This window comes from Parapedobacter defluvii (assembly GCF_014642075.1).
Classification (GTDB): Bacteria; Bacteroidota; Bacteroidia; order Sphingobacteriales; family Sphingobacteriaceae; genus Parapedobacter; species Parapedobacter defluvii.
Map to the genome: position 1 here is coordinate 43,686 of NZ_BMIK01000002.1, position 18,835 is coordinate 62,520.

Consider the following 18,835-nt stretch of genomic DNA (forward strand, 5'->3'; position numbering starts at 1 on the left):
CTATTTTAGCGAGAACGTTACCGAAATAACTACAAAGAAACTGCTGTTTCGTCTGTTATTTGCATAAATTTGCGGTGATAGTTATGCCAGAACACGTTACCATCAAAGACATTGCCCGGATACTGAATATTTCGGTGTCCACGGTGTCACGTGCGTTGCGCGATGCGTACGACGTTAACCCGGAAACGCGTGAGAAAGTGCTTCAATTGGCTAAGGAGCTGGATTATAAGCCGAATTTCAATGCCTCCGGGTTAGCTGGCGGCGGAACCCGTAACATCGGGATTATCCTGCCTTTCATTACCAATTACTATTTTTCAATGGTAATTACCGGTATTCAGGAAATAGCCTATGCCAAGGGATACAACATTGTCCTTTATGTGACTAACGATTCGCCGGAGCGGGAGTTGGATGTCGTGAAAAACCTGAATACGCAGAACCTGGATGGAGTATTAGTGGCCGTGTGCTCAGACTCTGCTGCCAATGGTTATTTTGAACGGATCATTGCCGAGGGCACCCCGGTTGTTTTTTTTGATCGGGTATTAGGTGGTGTAGACGCATCGAAGGTGGTGCAGGACGACTACAACGGGGCATTTGAGGCTGTTGAACATCTGATCCAGCAAGGGTTTACTCGTATTGCACATGTGGCCGGTCCGTTGGATCTTGATTTTACGAGGCAACGGTTGGCGGGCTATTTGGATGCCCTAGAACGGTACGATATACCCGTTAGAAAGGAATGGATTGTCCATTCCGGATTTTCACAGGCACATGGCGAAGATGATTTGGCGAGATTGTTTGATCAGATGGAGCGACCCGACGCTGTTTTTGCTGTGAATGACCGCAAGGCTATTGGGGTGATGCAGGCACTCAAAGCGCGCAGGGTAGCCATTGGCAGGGACTTTGGCGTCATTGGATTCACGAACGATCCCATGTCTACAATTATCACGCCCACGCTTTCTACCGTGGCGGAACCTGCGTATGAAGTAGGTAAGATGAGTTGCGAGCTTTTGCTACAACATATCGTCCGGAAGTCTAATTTTCAACCCAGGGAAATTGTGCTGCCAGGTATGTTGATTCCGAGGGAATCTACGTTGCGGACGCTATCTTAAAAAACTGTACCTTTGCTCCATGAAAGTCAATTTTTTAATATTATTAGGTGTTTTATTTGCGCAGTTGTCTATGGGGCAGAAAGCTCCTGCGGTATCTAAGACCGAATTTACGGAAGCAGCGCTGCAGCAGCCCTTGTTCGGATTGGATGGTCAGCAGAAAACAGCAGGCGAGATTTTAGCTGCTAATAAAGGAAAGACGATTTTATTATACATCTGGGCAACTTGGTGTCCGGATTGTATCAAAGGGTTCCCCGAGCTGTATGCACTTCAGAAGGCAAACCCCGATATTCATACAGTATATTTTTCGCTGGATCGGCAGGAACAACAGTGGAAGAACGGTGTGGAGAAATTTCACCTTGAGGGGGAACACTATTGGTTTAAAACCGATTGGAAGAACGATTTTACCAATGCCATCGACCTGAATTGGATTCCACGATACCTGATCATCGGTCCCGATGGGAATATTGCGAAGTACTATGCGATTAAGGCCGACGATCCGGCGTTGCAGGAAGCGATCGACGCGTTGCGGTAGGTTGCAGGACAAGCTACAACCCATTGGCCCGTGCCGTGATTTCCGCAATATCTAGCACCTGCACCTCCTGTTCCTTTTCCTTGATCTTAATACCATCGCGTAGCATGGTCATGCAGAAGGGACAGGCGGCTGCAATGATTTCAGGCTGGGTATCCAGGGCTTCTTCGGTACGCTCGATATTAATATCCTTGTTGCCTTTCTCCGGTTCTTTGAATAGCTGAGCACCTCCGGCACCACAGCATAGGCCATTGCTGCGGCAGCGTTTCATTTCCACCAATTGGGCATCCAGGCTTTCCAATGCTTTCCGCGGTGCTTCATAAACTTCATTGCCCCGTCCTAAATAACAGGGATCGTGATAGGTAATGCGCCGCCCCTTGAAAGATTCGCCGCCCTCGGCCTTAAGCTTGCCTTCATCGATCAGTTGCTGGATCAGTTGCGTGTGGTGGATGACTTCATAATGACCACCCAGATCCGGATATTCGTTTTTCAGTGTATTGAAGCAATGCGGGCAGGCCGTTACGATTTTCTTTACTTCATAACCATCGAGAATCTGGATATTCATCATCGCCTGCATCTGGAAAAGAAACTCGTTACCGGCCCGTTTGGCGGGATCGCCTGTGCAGTTTTCCTCAGTACCGAGAATCGCATACTTGATACCCACGTGATGCAGGATTTTGCAGATATCGCGGGTAATGCGCTGTGCACGCTCGTCGAAACTACCTGCGCAACCTACCCAAAAAAGGATATCGGCTGTTTCGCCCTTGGCCATCAGTTCCGCCATAGTTGGTATCTTCATTCAATAACCCCTTTCTTAATTGATAGTTGACAATTGATAATTGACAGTTCCATTATCCATTATCCATTATCAATTATCAATTATCCATTATCAATTGTCCATTATCAATTATCCACTATCCATTATCCATTATCCACTATCCATTATCAATTGTCCATTGTCAATTATCCACTATCCATTGTCAATTATCCACTATCCATTATCAATTGTCCATTGTCAATTATCCATTGCCCAATTGGCCCGGTCGGCCTGTGCGTATTTCCAGGGTGCACCGTTATTCTCCACATTGCCAAACATCGCATTGAGGCTAGTAGGGGCCTTCGATTCTTCCATAACCGCATAGCGCCGCAGTTCGACAATGATTTCCAGCGGATTGATGTTTACGGGGCAGGCTTCCACGCAGGCGTTGCAGGTCGTACATGCCCATATTTCTTCGCGGGTAATGTAACTGTCCAGCAACGATTTGCCGTCATCTTTAAATTCCTTGTTCTTCCGGATGGCTGAGCCCACCTCCACCATCCGGTCGCGGGTATCCATCATGATTTTACGTGGGGAAAGCAGCTTGCCGGTGATATTCGCCGGACATACCGATGTACACCGTCCGCATTCCGTGCAGGTATACGCTTCCATCAGGTTTTTCCAGGTAAGGTCCTGTATGTCTTTCGCCCCGAAACGGATCGGCATATCCGCCGCTTCCGGCGTGTAGGAAGGATCCAGCATCGCCTTGACTTCATTGGTGACGCTATCCATGTTTGTGAACCGTCCTTTGGGATGCAGGTTTGAAAAATAGGTGTTGGGAAAAGCCAGCAAAATATGCAGGTGCTTGGAATAAGGGAGGTAATTGAGAAATGCCAATACGCCGGTGATATGGAACCACCAGCAAAAACGCTCAATCCCCATGAGTGAAGAAGTGCTGTCGGGCAGTAAAGGAAGCAACCAGCCACTTACCGGAAATGCACCTGCCTGTGTATAGTGGGGGGCACCCAATAATTGCAGTTTATAATCGGCTGCATTCATCGTGAGAAAAGCAACCATTAACAGGATTTCGGCGGTGAGGATGAGATTGGCGTCGGTACGGGGCCACGCCGTCATCTCCGTGCCAAAAAAACGTCTGATACGGGCTAGGTTACGCCGGGCAAGGAAGATGATACAGCCCACTAGGACACTCAATGCCAACCATTCAAACGCACCGATTAAAAAGGAATAGAAAGCTCCCAAACCCGAAAAAGCCCGGTGGGTGCCAAACAGGCCGTCGATAACGATTTCGAGCATCTCTAGGTTGATGATGCAAAACCCCAGGTAGACGAATAAATGGAGCAATGCAGCGAAGGGGCGTTTGAACATTTTTTTTTGTCCGAATGCCACCAAAAGCATCGTTCGCAGGCGCCTACCCGGCTCGTCGGTACGGCGTTCGCTTCGGCCCAGCCGGATGTTTTGGATGATCTTCCGGGCATTGTATGCAGCCAATGCCACCGCAGTTATGAATACAACCGCGAAAATCAATTGGCTTATTACCGATGGCGTCATGTTACGAAATTACGGAATTAAAAATGCTATGCAAGCATAATAAATTATTTAGATGGATTTTAAAATCACCGCAGATTTAGCGTATATTCACACAATCTTTGTCGGATTTACACGTTAATTAATTAAGACAACGCGAAGGTGTATTGACGGCCAATTTTGCCAAAACCAATAAACGCGCCTGAATTTGAAGGTCAATATCGCTTTTGAAAAAATATATTTTCCTATTTTTGGAGCCAACGTAATTTAATTATGTCAGATACTCATATTAAACCAAGCGAGCAACCCATAGCTAAACTCAGTTTTGACGATTTTAAAGCAATTGTCATCGCGGATTACCGTGTAGCTGTGGAAAGCAGGTTCGTGAGTTTATTGGGGCGCAAAGAGGTGCTTACCGGGAAGGCCAAATTTGGGGTATTCGGAGACGGTAAGGAGTTAGCGCAAATTGCGATGGCCAAGGTGTTTCAGTTAGGTGATTGGCGATCAGGTTATTACCGCGATCAGACATTTATGTTTGCCGCCGGTATTTTTACGGTTTACCAGTTTTTTTCCCAGCTATATGCGCATCCGGATGTGGAAGCTGATCCTTCATCGGCCGGAAGGCAGATGAACAGCCATTTTGCGACGCGGATGCTGACGCCGGAAGGAAGGTGGGTGGATCAGACCTTGATGAAGAACTCGGCGTCGGATATATCTACTACGGGAGGACAGATGCCACGGCTATTGGGCTTCGGATTGGCTTCCAAACTATACCGGAACAATCCCGAACTGGCAGACCTGAACCAATTCTCTAACGGGGGAAATGAAGTGGCATTTGGTACGGTGGGCAATGCGTCTACCTCCGAAGGCGTATTTCTGGAGGCGGTAAATGCTGCCGGAGTGAGGCAGATTCCCACGGTTATTTCCGTTTGGGACGATGGATACGGCATTTCGGTGCCCAATGAAATACAGACCACCAAAGCTGATATTTCTGAAGTGCTCAAAGGTTTCCAGCGGGATGAAAATGGCGAGGGATTCGAGATATTTAAAGTAAAAGGGTGGGATTATCCCGGGCTTTGTGAAACCTATGAACAGGCTGCAAAAATTAGCCGCGAGCAGCATATCCCTGTGTTGATCCATGTGACGGAAATGACGCAGCCGCAGGGGCATTCGTCTTCTGGTTCGCATGAACGCTATAAATCGAAAGAACGACTGGCTTGGGAGAAGGAATTCGACTGTATCGCTAAAATGCGTGCTTGGATGATAGAATCAAGTATTGCAGACGAGCGTGAATTAGCTGAGATTGAGCGCGGTGTAAAAGACTACGTACGTACCGAACAGCGTAAGGCATGGTCAGATTATAACAGGGCACTGAAAAAGGACGTGGATGAAGCCATCACCCTGTTGGCCGCTATTCCGGATGAGACGGTGCAGGTGCTGTTCAACGAGTTGAAATCCATCTCCGAGCCATCCCTCAGGGAGGTGTACAGCACCGTAAGACGTGTCATCCGGCTTTTACGCAATGTGCAGAGCGAGGAAAAAAAGGCGTTGCTTTCGTGGTATGAACAGAAACAACAGGTAAACCGCGAACGTTATAATTCCCACCTCTTTACCGATACCGTCGAGTCGCCGAAGCATGTTCCCATGGTAGCGGCGGAATACACGGAAGAAAGTAAAACAGTGGATGGTAGGGAGGTATTAAACGCATGTTTCGATGCCAATTTTGCCCGTGATCCCAAGCTGGTCGCTTTTGGTGAAGATGTGGGCAAGATCGGGGATGTAAACCAAGGATTTGCCGGATTGCAAGCCAAGTACGGCGAGCAGCGTATTTTTGATACAGGTATCCGGGAGTCGGCCATCATCGGCCAGGGTATGGGCTTGGCGATGCGTGGTTTGCGCCCCATTGCCGAAATCCAGTATATTGATTACCTCGTATACGGGCTGACGGTGCTGACCGATGACCTGGCGAGCCTCAGTTACCGCACAAAAGGAGGGCAAAAGGCGCCGCTGATCATCCGTACACGTGGCCACCGGCTGGAAGGAATCTGGCATTCCGGTTCGCCTATGAGCATGATCCTCGGCTCGATGCGGGGTATCCATGTCTGTGTGCCCCGCAACATGACCCAGGCAGCAGGTATGTATAATACCTTGCTGCGTTCGGACGAGCCGGCGCTCATAGTCGAATGCCTGAATGGCTACCGGCTCAAAGAGCGTATGCCGGTTAATGTAGGTGATTTTACCGTACCGTTGGGCAAGGCAGAAATCGTCCGGGAAGGGCGCGATGTGACGGTGGTTTCCTACGGTTCGACCTTACGGGTAGTGCAGGAAGCTTCTGTGGAATTGGAAAAATTGGGAATCTCCATTGAAATTGTGGACCCCCAGACGTTGCAGCCCTTTGATGAGGAACATCTTTGTGCCCAGTCTCTCGGCAAAACCAACAAATTGCTGGTTGTAGATGAAGATGTGCCCGGAGGCGCATCCGCATTTATCCTGCAACAGATACTGGAAGCCCAGAACGGATACTATCACTTGGATGGTCAACCAAGGACACTGACTGCCAAGGCGCACCGGCCGCCTTATGGTTCCGATGGAGACTATTTTTCCAAACCATCAGCCGATGATGTGATCGAAGCCGTTTATGCGCTCATGCACGAAGCCAATCCCAAAGATTATCCGGCATTGTTCAGTTAATGGCCCGATGAAGCTACCGCATCGCTGGGTTTCACCAGCGGCAGATACTTGGCATACCCTTCTTTTTCCATTTCTTCTTTCGGGATGAAACGGAGTGACGCGCTGTTGATGCAATAACGCAGCCCACCTTTATCTTTGGGCCCGTCGTTGAATACATGTCCCAGATGGGCATCACCCGTTTTGCTGCGTACCTCGGTGCGGCGCATGCCAAACGAATTGTCCTGTAATTCGGCGATCAGCGAATCGTCGATCGGTTTGGAAAAACTGGGCCATCCGCATCCTGATTCGAATTTATCAGTTGATACAAAGAGCGGCTCTCCGGTCGTGATGTCTACGTAGATACCTTCGCGGAATTCATCGTTATACTCGTTTTCGAATGGTCTCTCGGTCGCATTTTCCTGTGTCACGGCATATTGCTGTGGCGTGAGGGTTTTCCGTAGCGTCTCGGCATCGGGCTTTTTATAGGTTTGCGTGCTGCTGGTCTCCTTCTTTGAATTAGCTTTCCGCGCTAATTCGAACAGCGCCGGACTGATGTGGCAATAGCCGCCGGGATTTTTATCCAGGTAGTCCTGGTGATAATCTTCGGCGGTATAGAAATTTTTCAATGGGGTAACTTCCACCACAATCGGCTGGGCATACTGTTTGGCAACAGTTGCCACAGCTTGTTTGATCAATGGAAGCTGTTCTTCGGTGGTGTAATAGATACCCGTCCGGTATTGCGTACCCCGGTCGTTGCCCTGTTTGTTGAGGCTGGTGGGATCAATGGACTTGAAATACAGATCAAGCAGGAGGTTTAAATCAACAGATTCGGGATCATAGATTACCTTTACGGTTTCGGCAAACCCCGTGTTATCCTGCACTACTTGCTTATAGGTTGGATTTTCGGTATGGCCATTGGCATAACCCACTTCCGTGGCGGTAACTCCCTGTATTTGTTTGAAGAAATGTTCCGTTCCCCAAAAGCAGCCTCCGGCGAAATAAATGGTGGCTGAACCTGCGGTTGTTTGCTCGTTATTCATGATGTTGTCTTTTTTGCTGGAATCTTTACTGCCGCTGATGACACGGTAAACGGCATTGCCCATGAATGCAAATCCGATCAGTAACACTGCCGATGTAATCAATATCTTTTTCATGGTTATTCCATATTAACCTATTGAATAACAAATTTACTAATTTTTTGATTTAGATAGTGACGGCTTCACACGCTCACTGGCTGCATCGGTTGTAATATGACAGTGTCCTTACAACCGATGCAGCGGGAAAGGATGACGGTTTTTGATGTATGAAAGGGCTTACGATGCAAACAATGCCGCCGCTCCGATGAGTGCGGCATCCTCGCCTAGCTGGCTGATGCGGATGTCGAACCGTGCAAACTCTTCGGGGTTGAAACCACGGAAAATATCCCATGCCCGCGAAATATTCCCCCCGATGATGAACTTATCTGTTTTTTCTTTTTCGCTGAAAAATGCAAGGAATTGAAGCAAGTGGTGGCTATATTCAGCCAGGATGTCCGCTACGAACGCATGTTGGTCGCGCAATTGGAGAAGCTCACGCAGCCCGGTGACTTTTATGCCATACTGTGCCGTGCGGCGTACAAACCAGCGCGTAACGAGGTGCTCTTCCATGTTGCTGTCGAGGTACGGGGTTTTCCATAAATCAGCATCCACTGCATTGCTTCCTTTTTCCCAGATCGCGCTACCAAGGCCTGTCCCGAGGGTAATACCCAGTATTTTTGCATGGCCGTTGTGTTTTCCAGCGAAAACCTCGCCCTGAAGGAATGCCGCCGCATCATTGATGAACCGGATGTTTGCGCCATCTATGCCTATACGTTCGGCAAGTTCATGCCGGATATCCATGCCATAGAGGTTGTCATATTTGTCTTGGTTCCGCATGAGGGAAATGCCATTTTCATAGTCAAACGGCCCCGGCATGGCGATACCGATTACAGGTGAAGAAATATCCGGATGGTTTGCAACTACTTCATTGAAAGGTGCAGCCCATGCGGATAAAATCGTTTTAGCATCGGCATGCGAATTAACCGGGTATCGTGTTGCTGACTCATTGATTATCTGCCAATTGCCGACATCTACTAGTGCAGCAGTTATGTGGGTGCCGCCGATGTCGGAGGCAATGACAAGCTGTTTATTTTGTTCTTGTTTGGTCATATAGTTGGTTTTTTAGTAAATGATCGGCAATAACCAATGCAGCCATAGCCTCTACGATAACAATAGCACGGGGTACTACGCAGGGGTCATGTCGGCCTTTTCCGGTGATTTCGGTGGTTTCGCCCGCTTCATTGATTGTTTGTTGAGCGCGCATGAGGGTAGCCACCGGTTTGAATGCCACACGGAATGTAATATCCATCCCGTTGGAAATCCCCCCCTGTATGCCTCCCGAGAAATTGGTCAGTGTTTTCAGGTTTTTTGCGTCCCCTTCAGGATTGACAAATGCATCGTTGTGTTCAGATCCCTGCATTTCCGATCCTGCAAACCCCGATCCGTATTCAAATCCATGCACAGCATTGATGCTCATCATTGCCTTTGCCAGATCGGCATGCAATTTGTCAAATACGGGCTCACCCAAACCTACCGGTACGTTTTGGATGACTACGCTGATGCGCCCACCTACCGTATCTCCGGCCTTACGGATGGCCTCGATAAATGTAATCATCTCGTTTGCGGTAGCCGGATCTGCACAGCGCACGATGTTGCTTTCGCGTAATGCGGTCAACTCGTCCACATCGTGTGTAGCCAGATTGGGGGCTTCAATTTTGCCAACACCGGATACATGGGCAAAAATGCGGATACCAAATGGCGAGAGAAAACTTTTGGCCACGGCCCCCGCAGCTACACGGGCGGCGGTTTCACGCGCAGATGAGCGGCCGCCACCCCGGTAATCGCGGATGCCATACTTGATTTGGTAGGTATAGTCCGCATGCGAAGGCCGGTATTTATCGGCAATGTGGGAGTAGTCCTTGGAGCGTTGATCTTCATTTGGGATGACCATCGCTAACGGTGTACCCGTGGATTTGCCCTCAAATACACCCGAAAGGATTTTGGCAGTATCACTTTCTTTCCGCTGTGTGGTAATCTTGGACTGGCCGGGACGGCGTTTGTCCAGCTCGGATTGGATGAACGTTTCGTCGATCGTAATATTGGGCGGGCAACCGTCAATGATCACACCGATTGCCTCACCGTGCGATTCGCCGAATGTCGTGATACGGAATACATCCCCAAATGAATTACCAGCCATTAGTTAGATATGAGATATGAGACATGAGATTTTAGACTTCCAATCGGCAGCTAAGTTATAACAAATCCGTGTTGTTTCAAATGTTTCCAGAAATCCGGATACGATTTTTCTACCACATGGGGCTCGTTGATCTGTATACCGTCGAATGCCAAAGCAAGGGGCGCAAAGGCCATTGCCATACGATGGTCCTCGTACGTGTCAAAACTGAGGCGTTTGGGCTGCTGCAATTCTCCCGTTTTCAGATGATACACATCGCCCTCTTCGAGGAGCTTTACACCAAATTTACCGAGTTCATTCTGCAACGCTGCAATGCGGTCGGTTTCTTTGATTTTGAGCGTGTGCAATCCTGTAAAAGAGAGATCCCGGCGCAATGCGGCGGCACAGACAATGACGGTCTGGGCAAGATCCGGACATTCCTTGAAATCAAGCACATTGATTTCGGTGGATGGAGAATCGGTTACTTTCCGGATAAGCAGGCCGCCATCGGTAAAAGAGGAGGCAACGCCAAAATGCGCCATGATATCCGCAATAGCCGCATCACCCTGCAGGCTCTGGCTTTTCAGGTTCGGCAAAAATAACTGAGCGTCCCTGCTCAAAGCTACCATGGCATACCAATAAGAGGCGGCACTCCAGTCAGGTTCAATGGTCAGCCGGCAATGTTGTGCCTTTTGTGGCGCGATGTAGATGGTATCATCCTGCCAACTGTGCTGAATCCCCGCATCGTGCAGCATATCGAGCGTCATGGTCAGATAAGGACGGGAGGTTAGTTCGCCGTCAATTTGCAGACGCAGTCCTTTCGGCAGGGTGGGGGCGATAAGGAGCAATGCCGACAGGTATTGGCTGCTTACATTGCCTTTCACGGTAACCTTGTCCGTGGTCTGGGTAAACCCACCATTGATTGCTAACGGTGGATACCCGGCTTGTCCCTCAAACGCTATGTCGGCGCCCAATGCACGCAATGCATCTACCAGAATGCCGATCGGGCGTTGTTTCATCCGCTCACTTCCCGTAAGCAGGTAGCGGCCGGTGGCCGTGGTGAGGTAAGCGGTAAGGAAGCGCATGGCTGTTCCTGCCGGGCCTATATCGATGACCGTGGTTTCTTTTCCGCCGCGCACCGCTGCCACCGAGTTCAGCGCCTGTTTCAGCGTTTCGGTATCGGCTGCAGACGATAGGTTGGACACCTCCACCCGGTCGCCACCCCAGGCTTGGATAATCAGTGCCCGGTTACTTTCACTTTTGGACCCCGTTAGCTCAACGGTTCCCTGGAGGGATTTCGTTGGATGGGAAAGCCTGATCGCGTCACTTTCCATCAGGCCTCCGCTACCGGTGTGGTATTCATGATCTCGTTCTGCTTGCGGATAGACTCATTGTGGATAAGTTCCAGCAGCTTCACGATGAAGTCTTTATCCAGCTTAAGCGCTTGTGCCACGTTGCTGCGTTTATGAATGATTTCGTCCCATCGGTTTACCTGTAGGATGGTTACGTTGTTATCGCGTTTATAGACACCGATTTTTTCAACGATTTTCATCCGGTCGCTGAGGATCTTGATGATCTGGTCGTCCAGTTTGTCGATGTCTTTGCGCAATTCGGCCAATTTATCCTCGAATACCGGATCGTCCGATTTCGCATGTCGGAATGTAAGGTTCGTGAGGATGTCAGCCAGGGCCTGCGGAGTTACCTGTTGCTTGGCATCGGTCCATGCTACCGATGGATCGATATGCGATTCCACGATGAGCCCCTGCATGTCCATATCGAATGCCTTCTGCGCGATGTACGGAATAAGCTCGCGGTTGCCGCAGATGTGGCTGGGATCATTGATAACCGGCAGATCGGGTACCAATGTTTTCAGTTGGATAGCAATGTCCCACATGGGCTCGTTGCGGAATGCCGTTTTTTCGTACGACGAGAATCCCCGGTGGATGGCAGCCAGTTTTTTGATTCCTGCACGGTTTACGCGCTCCAGGGCGCCCAACCACAGGGAGAGATCGGGGTTTACCGGATTCTTGATCAGCACGGGTACATCAACACCTTTCAAGGCGTCGGCAATTTCCTGCACGGTGAATGGGTTGGCAGTTGAGCGGGCACCGATCCAAAGGATATCAACCCCGGCGGCCAGTGCTTCTTCTACGTGCTTGGCGGTTGCTACCTCTGTAGCGATGGGCAATCCGGTTTCTTCTTTGGCCCGGCGGAACCATTGGAGACCGATGCTGCCGATACCTTCAAATTCGCCCGGACGGGTGCGGGGTTTCCAGATGCCTGCGCGCAGTGCGTTTACTTTGCCGGTGTTGGCAAGCAAATGAGCCGTAGCGACCAATTGTTCCTCCGTTTCGGCGCTGCACGGACCGGCAATGATCAGCGGTGCATCGCCGGTGTCGAACCATGATTTTAAGGGTACAATGTCTAATGTCTGTTTCATTTTTTTGTGTATTGTGTAGTAAGTATTGTGTATTGCGATTTTGTTTATTTACTTTTTGTTTTTTCGTGTTTCTGTTTCACCGACCACCCATCCCTGATCACCGACCACTGACCCCCCATCACACCTTGTCATTCTTTACGTATTCGCCCATGATGTTGAAATTGCTGGTATGTTTAAGTACGCGGCGGATGGCTGTATCGTAGTCCGCTTGGTTCTCCCATTCTACATCTACGTAGAAGTCATATTCGTTGCGCTTGCCCAATACCGGCATAGATTGTATTTTGCTGAGGTTGATGCGCTGTTCAGCGAAACATTGCAACACCGTGGATAATGACCCCACACCGTTGCCCGTTTGGAAAGATATTGAAGCCTTGTTCACTTTTGTTTTTTCTTCGGGCTTGTCGGTCAGAATGAGGAAACGGGTGTAGTTTTTCTTGTTGGTTTCGATGCGGCGCTCGATGATTTCCAGTCCGTATAATTTTGCAGCAAGCTGCGGTGCGATGGCCGCTGTATCCCTCAGTTGGAGCTCGTTTACCCGTTGTGCGCTGGCAGCGGTGTCTTCGGCCTCGGTTACCTTAAGATGCGGATTTTCTTCGAGGTAGTCACTGCATTGCTGCAACGCGATGGGATGAGATTGCACATGCTTGATATCAGCCAGGGCAACTCCCGGCAGTGCCATCAGATGCAGTTTGATGTGCAGGTATACTTCACCGACAATCGGAAAACGGTAATCGCGGAGTAAGTTATAGTTGGGAAGCAGGCTCCCCGCGATGGAATTTTCGATGGCCATCACAACATAGTCGACCTTTCCCTGCTTCAGCAGTTCGCATGTTTTTTTGAATGATTCACATTCCACCGTTTCGATTTCATCGCCGAAATATTTGTAGGCGGCTTCTTCGTGGAACGAACCTTTAACGCCCTGTATGGCTACTTTTATACTCATATTTCATTAAAGGACAAAAAAAAGTCCCGGCTTTCTTGCCGGGACTTTCTACATTTATATCTTCTCGTTATCAATGCATATTAATCCCGGCTCTTACTGCTAAAGTAAAAGAAACCAAAAAACCAGTATGCATTGTTACGTGTTAACATCATTTAATTTTTGATGCGCCAAATGTACGCAAGAATTTTTTATTGTCAATAAAAAAAATAAAAAAATGTAGCTGACATCTTTCGACCCTTAAAAGGCAGCCCCCAGGGCGGGGGCTGCCGCCAACATAAACCGTCGGCCTAACACACGTTTTTTATAGCGATATAGTAGATGTATCAATGATTGTGTTTTGACATTTTACCCCCTCCGAACGGGTAGGAAAACGATAAACCGAATAACCATAACCCCAGTGCCAACGCTAGGTAGATTTGTTTCATGCAAGGTTTTGAAACGGTGTGGTAATACCTGCATGCAAGATAACAGCAATCGGTATACCCCGTCAATAGTTCGATAGACCAAAAAGTAATGCGGTGCCGTTAAAAGGGAGTTGAGAGGATACCTGTAACAGAACAAAGCTGGGTAAGCGCGGTATTGTCGCGTGCCAACATTCGGGCACGGGCATTGGCAAGCTGGTTTTTGACGGTGAATGGGCTGACGTAAGTGAGCTCGGCAATTTCGGGGATGGTATTTCCTGCTTTCCACAATGCGATAAACTGCGCCTCGCGGGGCGATACGATATCTTTCGCGATCAATTTGTCGGTATGGGAGTGCCAGTGGTAGACTACAGTGCTTGCCGCGAAGCGGATCCAATAGCCAACCTGAGCTACCATCAAGTTTTTGACATCGGATACGCTGTCAAAACTTAGCTTCACATTACCCGATGCGTCGAAAGTTAAGGGCTTTGCCCGGTACATTCCCCGTAGCCGCTGACCCTTCAGGTTTATCACAAAAGAACCGCAGGTGGTGGATTGGAACGCGGTCCGTTCATCGTCGGGAAGCAGGGCCAGAAACTGCTTCCGCAGGGCTAGGTATTTTTCAATCGGTCTCCCGTCTTCAATGAGCGAAAGATAGGATGAATCCCATTTTGCTGCTTTTTGGCCCGATGTCAGTCCGATTAAATCAAAGAGGTTTTTGGTATGGAAGATGTATCGGTATTTTTCAAAATCAAACAGCGAATAGACACATTTATTTAATCTGGCCATTTCTTCCAACAGGGCCATTTGAGCGCGTAATTCCGGCGTATAATAGTCTTCTTGGCCCGAATGCCAGGTGTCCTGCAGTTGATCAGCCAAGTCAATCAGGAATTTAGTGTTATCAAACTGCGTGAAATCCGCCATCGGTGTGTTGTGTTCCAACATCAAAGATATCACTTTTTTGATGAGTGTTACAAAGCCTTTTTATCCCCACTGTTAACAGGTTTGATCCGCTTATTCGTCGGGTATTTACCACATATTATCCACCTATTTGCCACCTTTTATTCGCCTTTTTAATGGTGTGTCTGATATATGTTACGTCCGGGATCTTCCTGGGCGGTGGTTGTATAATCCGTGGATTTTCCGTACCTTAGCATGAACCAATAACGCCATTTATCATGGCCACTCAGAAAGGTTCTATTATTTTGGAAGGACAAATTGGGAATTTGTCTTTCTATCGAAGCAACGGCAAACCATTAGCCAGGCAACGTTCAGGAGTCAGTAAGGAGCGCATCGCAAAAGACCCACGCTATGTGCGGACCCGGGAAAACAACACGGAATTTGGCCGTGCCAGCAGCGCGGCGAGACTTATCCGTTTGGCAGCAAGGTTATCCTTGGGCGAGCGTCATGAACTGTTTGAAGACACTACGCTGGTAAACCGGCTGACGCCAAGGATGGCCGCAATTGTCCGGGCTGACGACATTCATGGTCGTGGCGAACGCGTGGTCTTGCCCAAGAGCCTCTCTTTGCTTCATGGGTTCAGTTTTAATGCCGTTTCTGCGCTGAAAGATGTATTATTCACCTCGCCCCGTTACACATATCGGAGGGAAACGGGCTTGTTGGAGGTGGTCCTCCCGGCATTGTGCCCGGTTTCCGCCATAGCGGCACCGAAGGGTGGCGAATTATGCAGTTTTCATGTTGCGGCCCTGTCATTCAGTACAGATTATCAGCTACTGCCCTTTGTTGCACAGGAGAACGAATTGCTTCCCATCGGGCAGCAGACCATTCCTTCCCAGACGTTCCGGCTGGAATTGCCGGAAGCATCGGCCGATCCGATGATTATTTGCTTTGGTATCTCGTTTTTCAGAAAACAAGGAGGTTATCCCATTCCGATCATAGAACAGGGGAGGAATGTATTTGAAGTAATCGGTGTGGATACAGCCTGTTCAAATGATCGGGATATGCAATAGCAGTGGCTGTAACCGGGGCAGCCGAGACATCGCAATCCTTGCAAGCATTGTCTTTTTGTTCTGTGCGCTTATCGTTCATGCGCAATCCGATCAGGTTGCTTCCAGTGCGGCTTTTGCGGAAAAGATTTACCTGCAATTGGATGCGGATGTATACACGACCGACGACACGATTTGGTTTAAGGGGGTGGTTGTTGAATCGGCTAGTCATCGGCCCAGTGCCGTGAGCGGTGTGCTTCATGTGGAGCTGATCGGACCGGATGAGCAGGTTGTGGACCGTAAGCGGATCAGATTAACCGATGGAATCGGTGCAGGAGGTTTTGGGGTGAAGGAGCAATACACGCAGGGAAATTACCTGGTGCGTGCCTATACCGAATGGAACCGGAACTTTGGTCCGGATTTTATGTTTCAAACCTACGTGGCGGTGTTTCCCACCAACAGGGAGATTGGCCGTAATCCCATGACGGCGTTACACCTGGCTGAACGGGAACCCGGCAGGTACTGGCTGCAAGCCCAGTTAAACCCCACGTTGATCGATCCGGAGCATCAAAAGCAGCTTGCCGTACAGGTAACGGTTGACGGAAAGAAAGACACACTCTCTTTGAAAAGTGCGCGCAACGGATTTTATCCGCTCGAATATCCATTGCCGGAAGGTGCAAAAATCGCCACCGTAAAGATGGAGACACAACATGGGATCCGGTACACCAAAACCCTCGCGCTTCAAGAAAGTCTGCTGGATTTGCAGTTCTTTGCCGAAAGTGGGCAACTGGTACATGGGTTGGCAAGCAAAGTAGGCTTTAAGGCAGTTAATGGTCTGGGGCGAGGCACCGCGGTGTCAGGAGTTGTGATGGACAGCCGCGGCAACACCCTTACATCGTTTGGAAGCAATCACTTGGGAATGGGAAGTTTCACCTTAACTGCCGACAGCAGCGTGTCCTACTATGCGGTGTTGGATTCATCGTCGGGCGGGCACGGCACCCACCGTTACCCTCTTCCAAACGTAGTGGATAAAGGGCGGGTGCTTTCTGTTACCAAGGCGGCGGAAACTGTTGAGGTGGCTGTTTATTCCAATCACGAAGAAAAAGACAGCCTGTTTGTCCAGGTGAGTTGCCGTGGCATGCTGTATTACCTCATCCGGGCCTCGCTGAAAAATCAACAGATCACCACGTCACTGCCGGTTGCGGAACTGCCCGAAGGCATTCTTTTATTCACGCTGATGGATAAGGATATGAAGCCGTTGGCCGAGAGGCTCTTTTTCAACCAGCGGCCGAGTGAGAGGCTGTATCTGGCTGTATCAACAGATAAAGCCGGGTATCGGAAGCGTGATAAAGTGGACCTATCCATACAGGTGGCCGATGAGAAGGGGAAGCCGGTTGGCGCGAAGGTCTCTGTTATGGTGATCAATAAGGACCATGTGGGGAATGCGTGGACAGTGCGGGAGAACCTGCTTTCGCGTTTATTGTTGTCATCGGAACTGCGCGGCAACGTCGAAGAGCCGGGGTATTATTTCAGGCAGGCAGAGGAGGCTCGGTTTGAAGATCTAGATGCATTGATGCTTACGCAGGGGTGGCGAAAGTACAACTATGATAAACCGCCGGGAGATACCCTTCCTTTTCCAAATGAACCCTATCCATATATCAGTGGAAAAGTGGGCGGTGTTCTTTCCAGGAAAGCGCAGGCAGGGATCGGACTTACGCTGATGACATTCGGGGAAAGGCAATCGGTAATTGCTCAAAACACCGATAGTCTCGGACGCTTTTATTTCGGGTTGGCCGATGAATACACCGATTCGTTGGATGTGCTGATTCAAAGCTCCAACAAGGCAGGGAAAAAGCGGAACTATACACTGTCGCTGGATGAAAGGAAGCCTCCGGCGATTACATATGACCAAGAGCGTTCCGTTGAACGGATAGACAGCGTAGTTTCCTATGTGGTCAAAAAACGGCAGGAACGGGCGCAACGCGAATATTCGTATCGGCTTTCGGCGGGCGAGATCCTGTTGGACGAGGTATTGGTGGAACGTAGGGCGCTCAGTCCGCAACAGCAAAGGGTTTTTGATCGGTACGGAGAGTCTGATGTCGTGATTTCGGGTGATGCCATCCGGGAGAGGGAAGAAAAATGGTCATATGGATTGTACAGTGTGTTGCTGTTCAATTTCCCCCACGATCTGCGTATCGATCGGGTTGGAGGGAGCGGCGGTTACCTCCGGGCAAGTATCATCGGTGGCGAAACTACGCTGGTCGTTGTGGATGGTATTCCAGTACCCGGCCACAGCTATGAATTTATTCCGAATATCCCACCCAGTGAAGTGAAAAGTGTAGAACTTATCCGCTATGCAAAGAATTTCAGTCGGCTCTATCAAGAGGTGTATCCCGAGGCATCGCCGTTAGAAGTGCCTGCAGTCGGCAGTGTAATTGCCATCTATACACATGCGGGGAACGGCGTATATGCTGCCCGTAAGCCTACAGGCCTCTTACAGACTTCGGTACCCGTATATTCTCCTACTATCGAGTTTTATGCGCCGCGTTATGAATCGCCCGCAGCGAAAGATTCAGCGAGACCCGATTTACGGACATTGATCCACTGGGCACCGGAATTAACTGCAGAAGCCGACGGAACGGTTAAGGCCTCCTATTACCATTCGGATGCGGTTGGCGAAACGATGGTGGTCGTAGAGGCCCTGTCACCGGCCGGGCAAATCGGTTACCAGGAACTGGAATACATGGTGACCGACTGAACCGATTGGATTTTCAGATAAAAAGAAAGGATGCGATAATCACCCAGGCACCCACGGCGATGCCCAACATCCCCAGCTTGCCCTGCTTGGGAGCAATACGTGCCCGTAGGCGTTCGGCTTTTTGCTGTGCGCCGGCGTTGCCCGAAAGCAGGTGTTTATTGAGTAGAGGATAACCCAGCAGGAACCCCAAGCCTGCCTGTACGATGTTTCCGGCCAGTAGGGTACCCCACCACACCGGTGCATTGGTAAGCCAGTCGAGGTGCAGGATGGCTTGTACAAGGCCCCATACGCCCCAAAAACAAACAACGATGCCGATCCATCCCTGATAGGGTTCGATCTTCGCCAGCAATTCTTTCGCGTCCGGCTTTCTGGACAAAATAAGGGAAGGGACAGCGAGGATACTTAAAAAAATGAGTGTAATTCCGTAAATCATGTTTTTATGAATTTGATACGGAACAAAGATGGCGCTTACCAGAAGGGCGGACAACCTG

15 protein-coding genes are annotated in these 18,835 nt (G+C 49.5%); 5 read left to right on the forward strand and 10 right to left on the reverse strand.

Translation table 11 applies throughout. The features are described 5' to 3' along the window. The first annotated feature begins 83 nt into the window (after positions 1-83). Together IEX60_RS04060 and IEX60_RS04065 are read left to right on the forward strand one after the other, a co-directional pair. The gene (locus IEX60_RS04060) at positions 84-1,106 is read left to right on the forward strand and encodes a LacI family DNA-binding transcriptional regulator (RefSeq protein WP_188747719.1); all 1,023 of its coding nucleotides are present in this window, start codon (positions 84-86) and stop codon (positions 1,104-1,106) included. 19 nt (positions 1,107-1,125) lie between these two features. Then, positions 1,126-1,638: a TlpA family protein disulfide reductase gene (locus IEX60_RS04065; protein WP_188747721.1), complete on the forward strand. Its 513-nt coding sequence runs from the start codon at positions 1,126-1,128 to the stop codon at positions 1,636-1,638. A gap of 13 nt (positions 1,639-1,651) precedes the next feature. On the opposite strand, the gene IEX60_RS04070 is transcribed toward IEX60_RS04065, so the two are convergent. Both IEX60_RS04070 and IEX60_RS04075 read right to left on the reverse strand, forming a co-directional pair. Then, the gene (locus IEX60_RS04070; protein WP_188747723.1) at positions 1,652-2,434 is read right to left on the reverse strand and encodes a (Fe-S)-binding protein; all 783 of its coding nucleotides are present in this window, start codon (positions 2,432-2,434) and stop codon (positions 1,652-1,654) included. Between the two features lie 216 nt (positions 2,435-2,650). Next, complete coding sequence (locus IEX60_RS04075; RefSeq protein WP_188747725.1) at positions 2,651-3,961, reverse strand: 4Fe-4S dicluster domain-containing protein; 1,311 nt, start codon at positions 3,959-3,961, stop codon at positions 2,651-2,653. A gap of 249 nt (positions 3,962-4,210) precedes the next feature. Here IEX60_RS04075 and IEX60_RS04080 point away from each other — a divergent pair, with 249 nt between their 5' ends. Further along, positions 4,211-6,628, forward strand: coding sequence for an alpha-ketoacid dehydrogenase subunit alpha/beta (locus IEX60_RS04080; RefSeq protein WP_188747727.1), 2,418 nt, complete (start codon positions 4,211-4,213; stop codon positions 6,626-6,628). Here IEX60_RS04080 and msrB read toward each other — a convergent pair. The 7 genes from msrB to IEX60_RS04115 form a co-directional block, all read right to left on the reverse strand. Beyond that, complete coding sequence (msrB, locus tag IEX60_RS25240; RefSeq protein ID WP_188747729.1) at positions 6,625-7,761, reverse strand: peptide-methionine (R)-S-oxide reductase MsrB; 1,137 nt, start codon at positions 7,759-7,761, stop codon at positions 6,625-6,627. The genes IEX60_RS04080 and msrB overlap by 4 nt on opposite strands. Before the next feature lie 159 nt (positions 7,762-7,920). Beyond that, positions 7,921-8,793 carry an ROK family protein gene (locus IEX60_RS04090; RefSeq protein WP_188747731.1) on the reverse strand — a complete coding sequence of 291 codons (873 nt, stop codon included), beginning with the start codon at positions 8,791-8,793 and terminating at the stop codon, positions 7,921-7,923. Beyond that, positions 8,771-9,880 carry a chorismate synthase gene (aroC, locus tag IEX60_RS04095; protein ID WP_188747733.1) on the reverse strand — a complete coding sequence of 370 codons (1,110 nt, stop codon included), beginning with the start codon at positions 9,878-9,880 and terminating at the stop codon, positions 8,771-8,773. The genes IEX60_RS04090 and aroC overlap by 23 nt, the downstream gene beginning before the upstream one ends. Positions 9,881-9,930: 50 nt before the next feature. Further along, the gene (gene aroA / locus IEX60_RS04100; RefSeq protein ID WP_188747735.1) at positions 9,931-11,190 is read right to left on the reverse strand and encodes a 3-phosphoshikimate 1-carboxyvinyltransferase; all 1,260 of its coding nucleotides are present in this window, start codon (positions 11,188-11,190) and stop codon (positions 9,931-9,933) included. Then, positions 11,190-12,296, reverse strand: coding sequence for a chorismate mutase (locus IEX60_RS04105; RefSeq protein WP_188747737.1), 1,107 nt, complete (start codon positions 12,294-12,296; stop codon positions 11,190-11,192). Before IEX60_RS04105 ends, aroA begins: the two co-directional genes overlap by 1 nt. 118 nt (positions 12,297-12,414) lie before the next feature. After that, positions 12,415-13,239 (reverse strand): prephenate dehydratase, encoded by an 825-nt coding sequence (locus IEX60_RS04110; RefSeq protein ID WP_188747739.1) that lies wholly within the window; start codon positions 13,237-13,239, stop codon positions 12,415-12,417. A gap of 524 nt (positions 13,240-13,763) precedes the next feature. Further along, complete coding sequence (locus IEX60_RS04115; protein WP_188747740.1) at positions 13,764-14,585, reverse strand: helix-turn-helix transcriptional regulator; 822 nt, start codon at positions 14,583-14,585, stop codon at positions 13,764-13,766. Between the two features lie 233 nt (positions 14,586-14,818). Here IEX60_RS04115 and IEX60_RS04120 point away from each other — a divergent pair, with 233 nt between their 5' ends. Next, positions 14,819-15,610, forward strand: coding sequence for a hypothetical protein (locus IEX60_RS04120; RefSeq protein WP_188747742.1), 792 nt, complete (start codon positions 14,819-14,821; stop codon positions 15,608-15,610). After that, entirely contained in the window at positions 15,591-18,344 is a 2,754-nt protein-coding gene (locus IEX60_RS04125) for a Plug domain-containing protein (protein WP_188747746.1), read from the forward strand. Before IEX60_RS04120 ends, IEX60_RS04125 begins: the two co-directional genes overlap by 20 nt. Positions 18,345-18,357: 13 nt before the next feature. Here the strand turns inward: IEX60_RS04125 and IEX60_RS04130 are convergent, their stop codons facing one another. Next, positions 18,358-18,777, reverse strand: a complete 420-nt coding sequence (locus IEX60_RS04130) for a hypothetical protein (protein WP_188747748.1) — start codon at positions 18,775-18,777, stop codon at positions 18,358-18,360. Positions 18,778-18,835 lie beyond the last annotated feature (58 nt).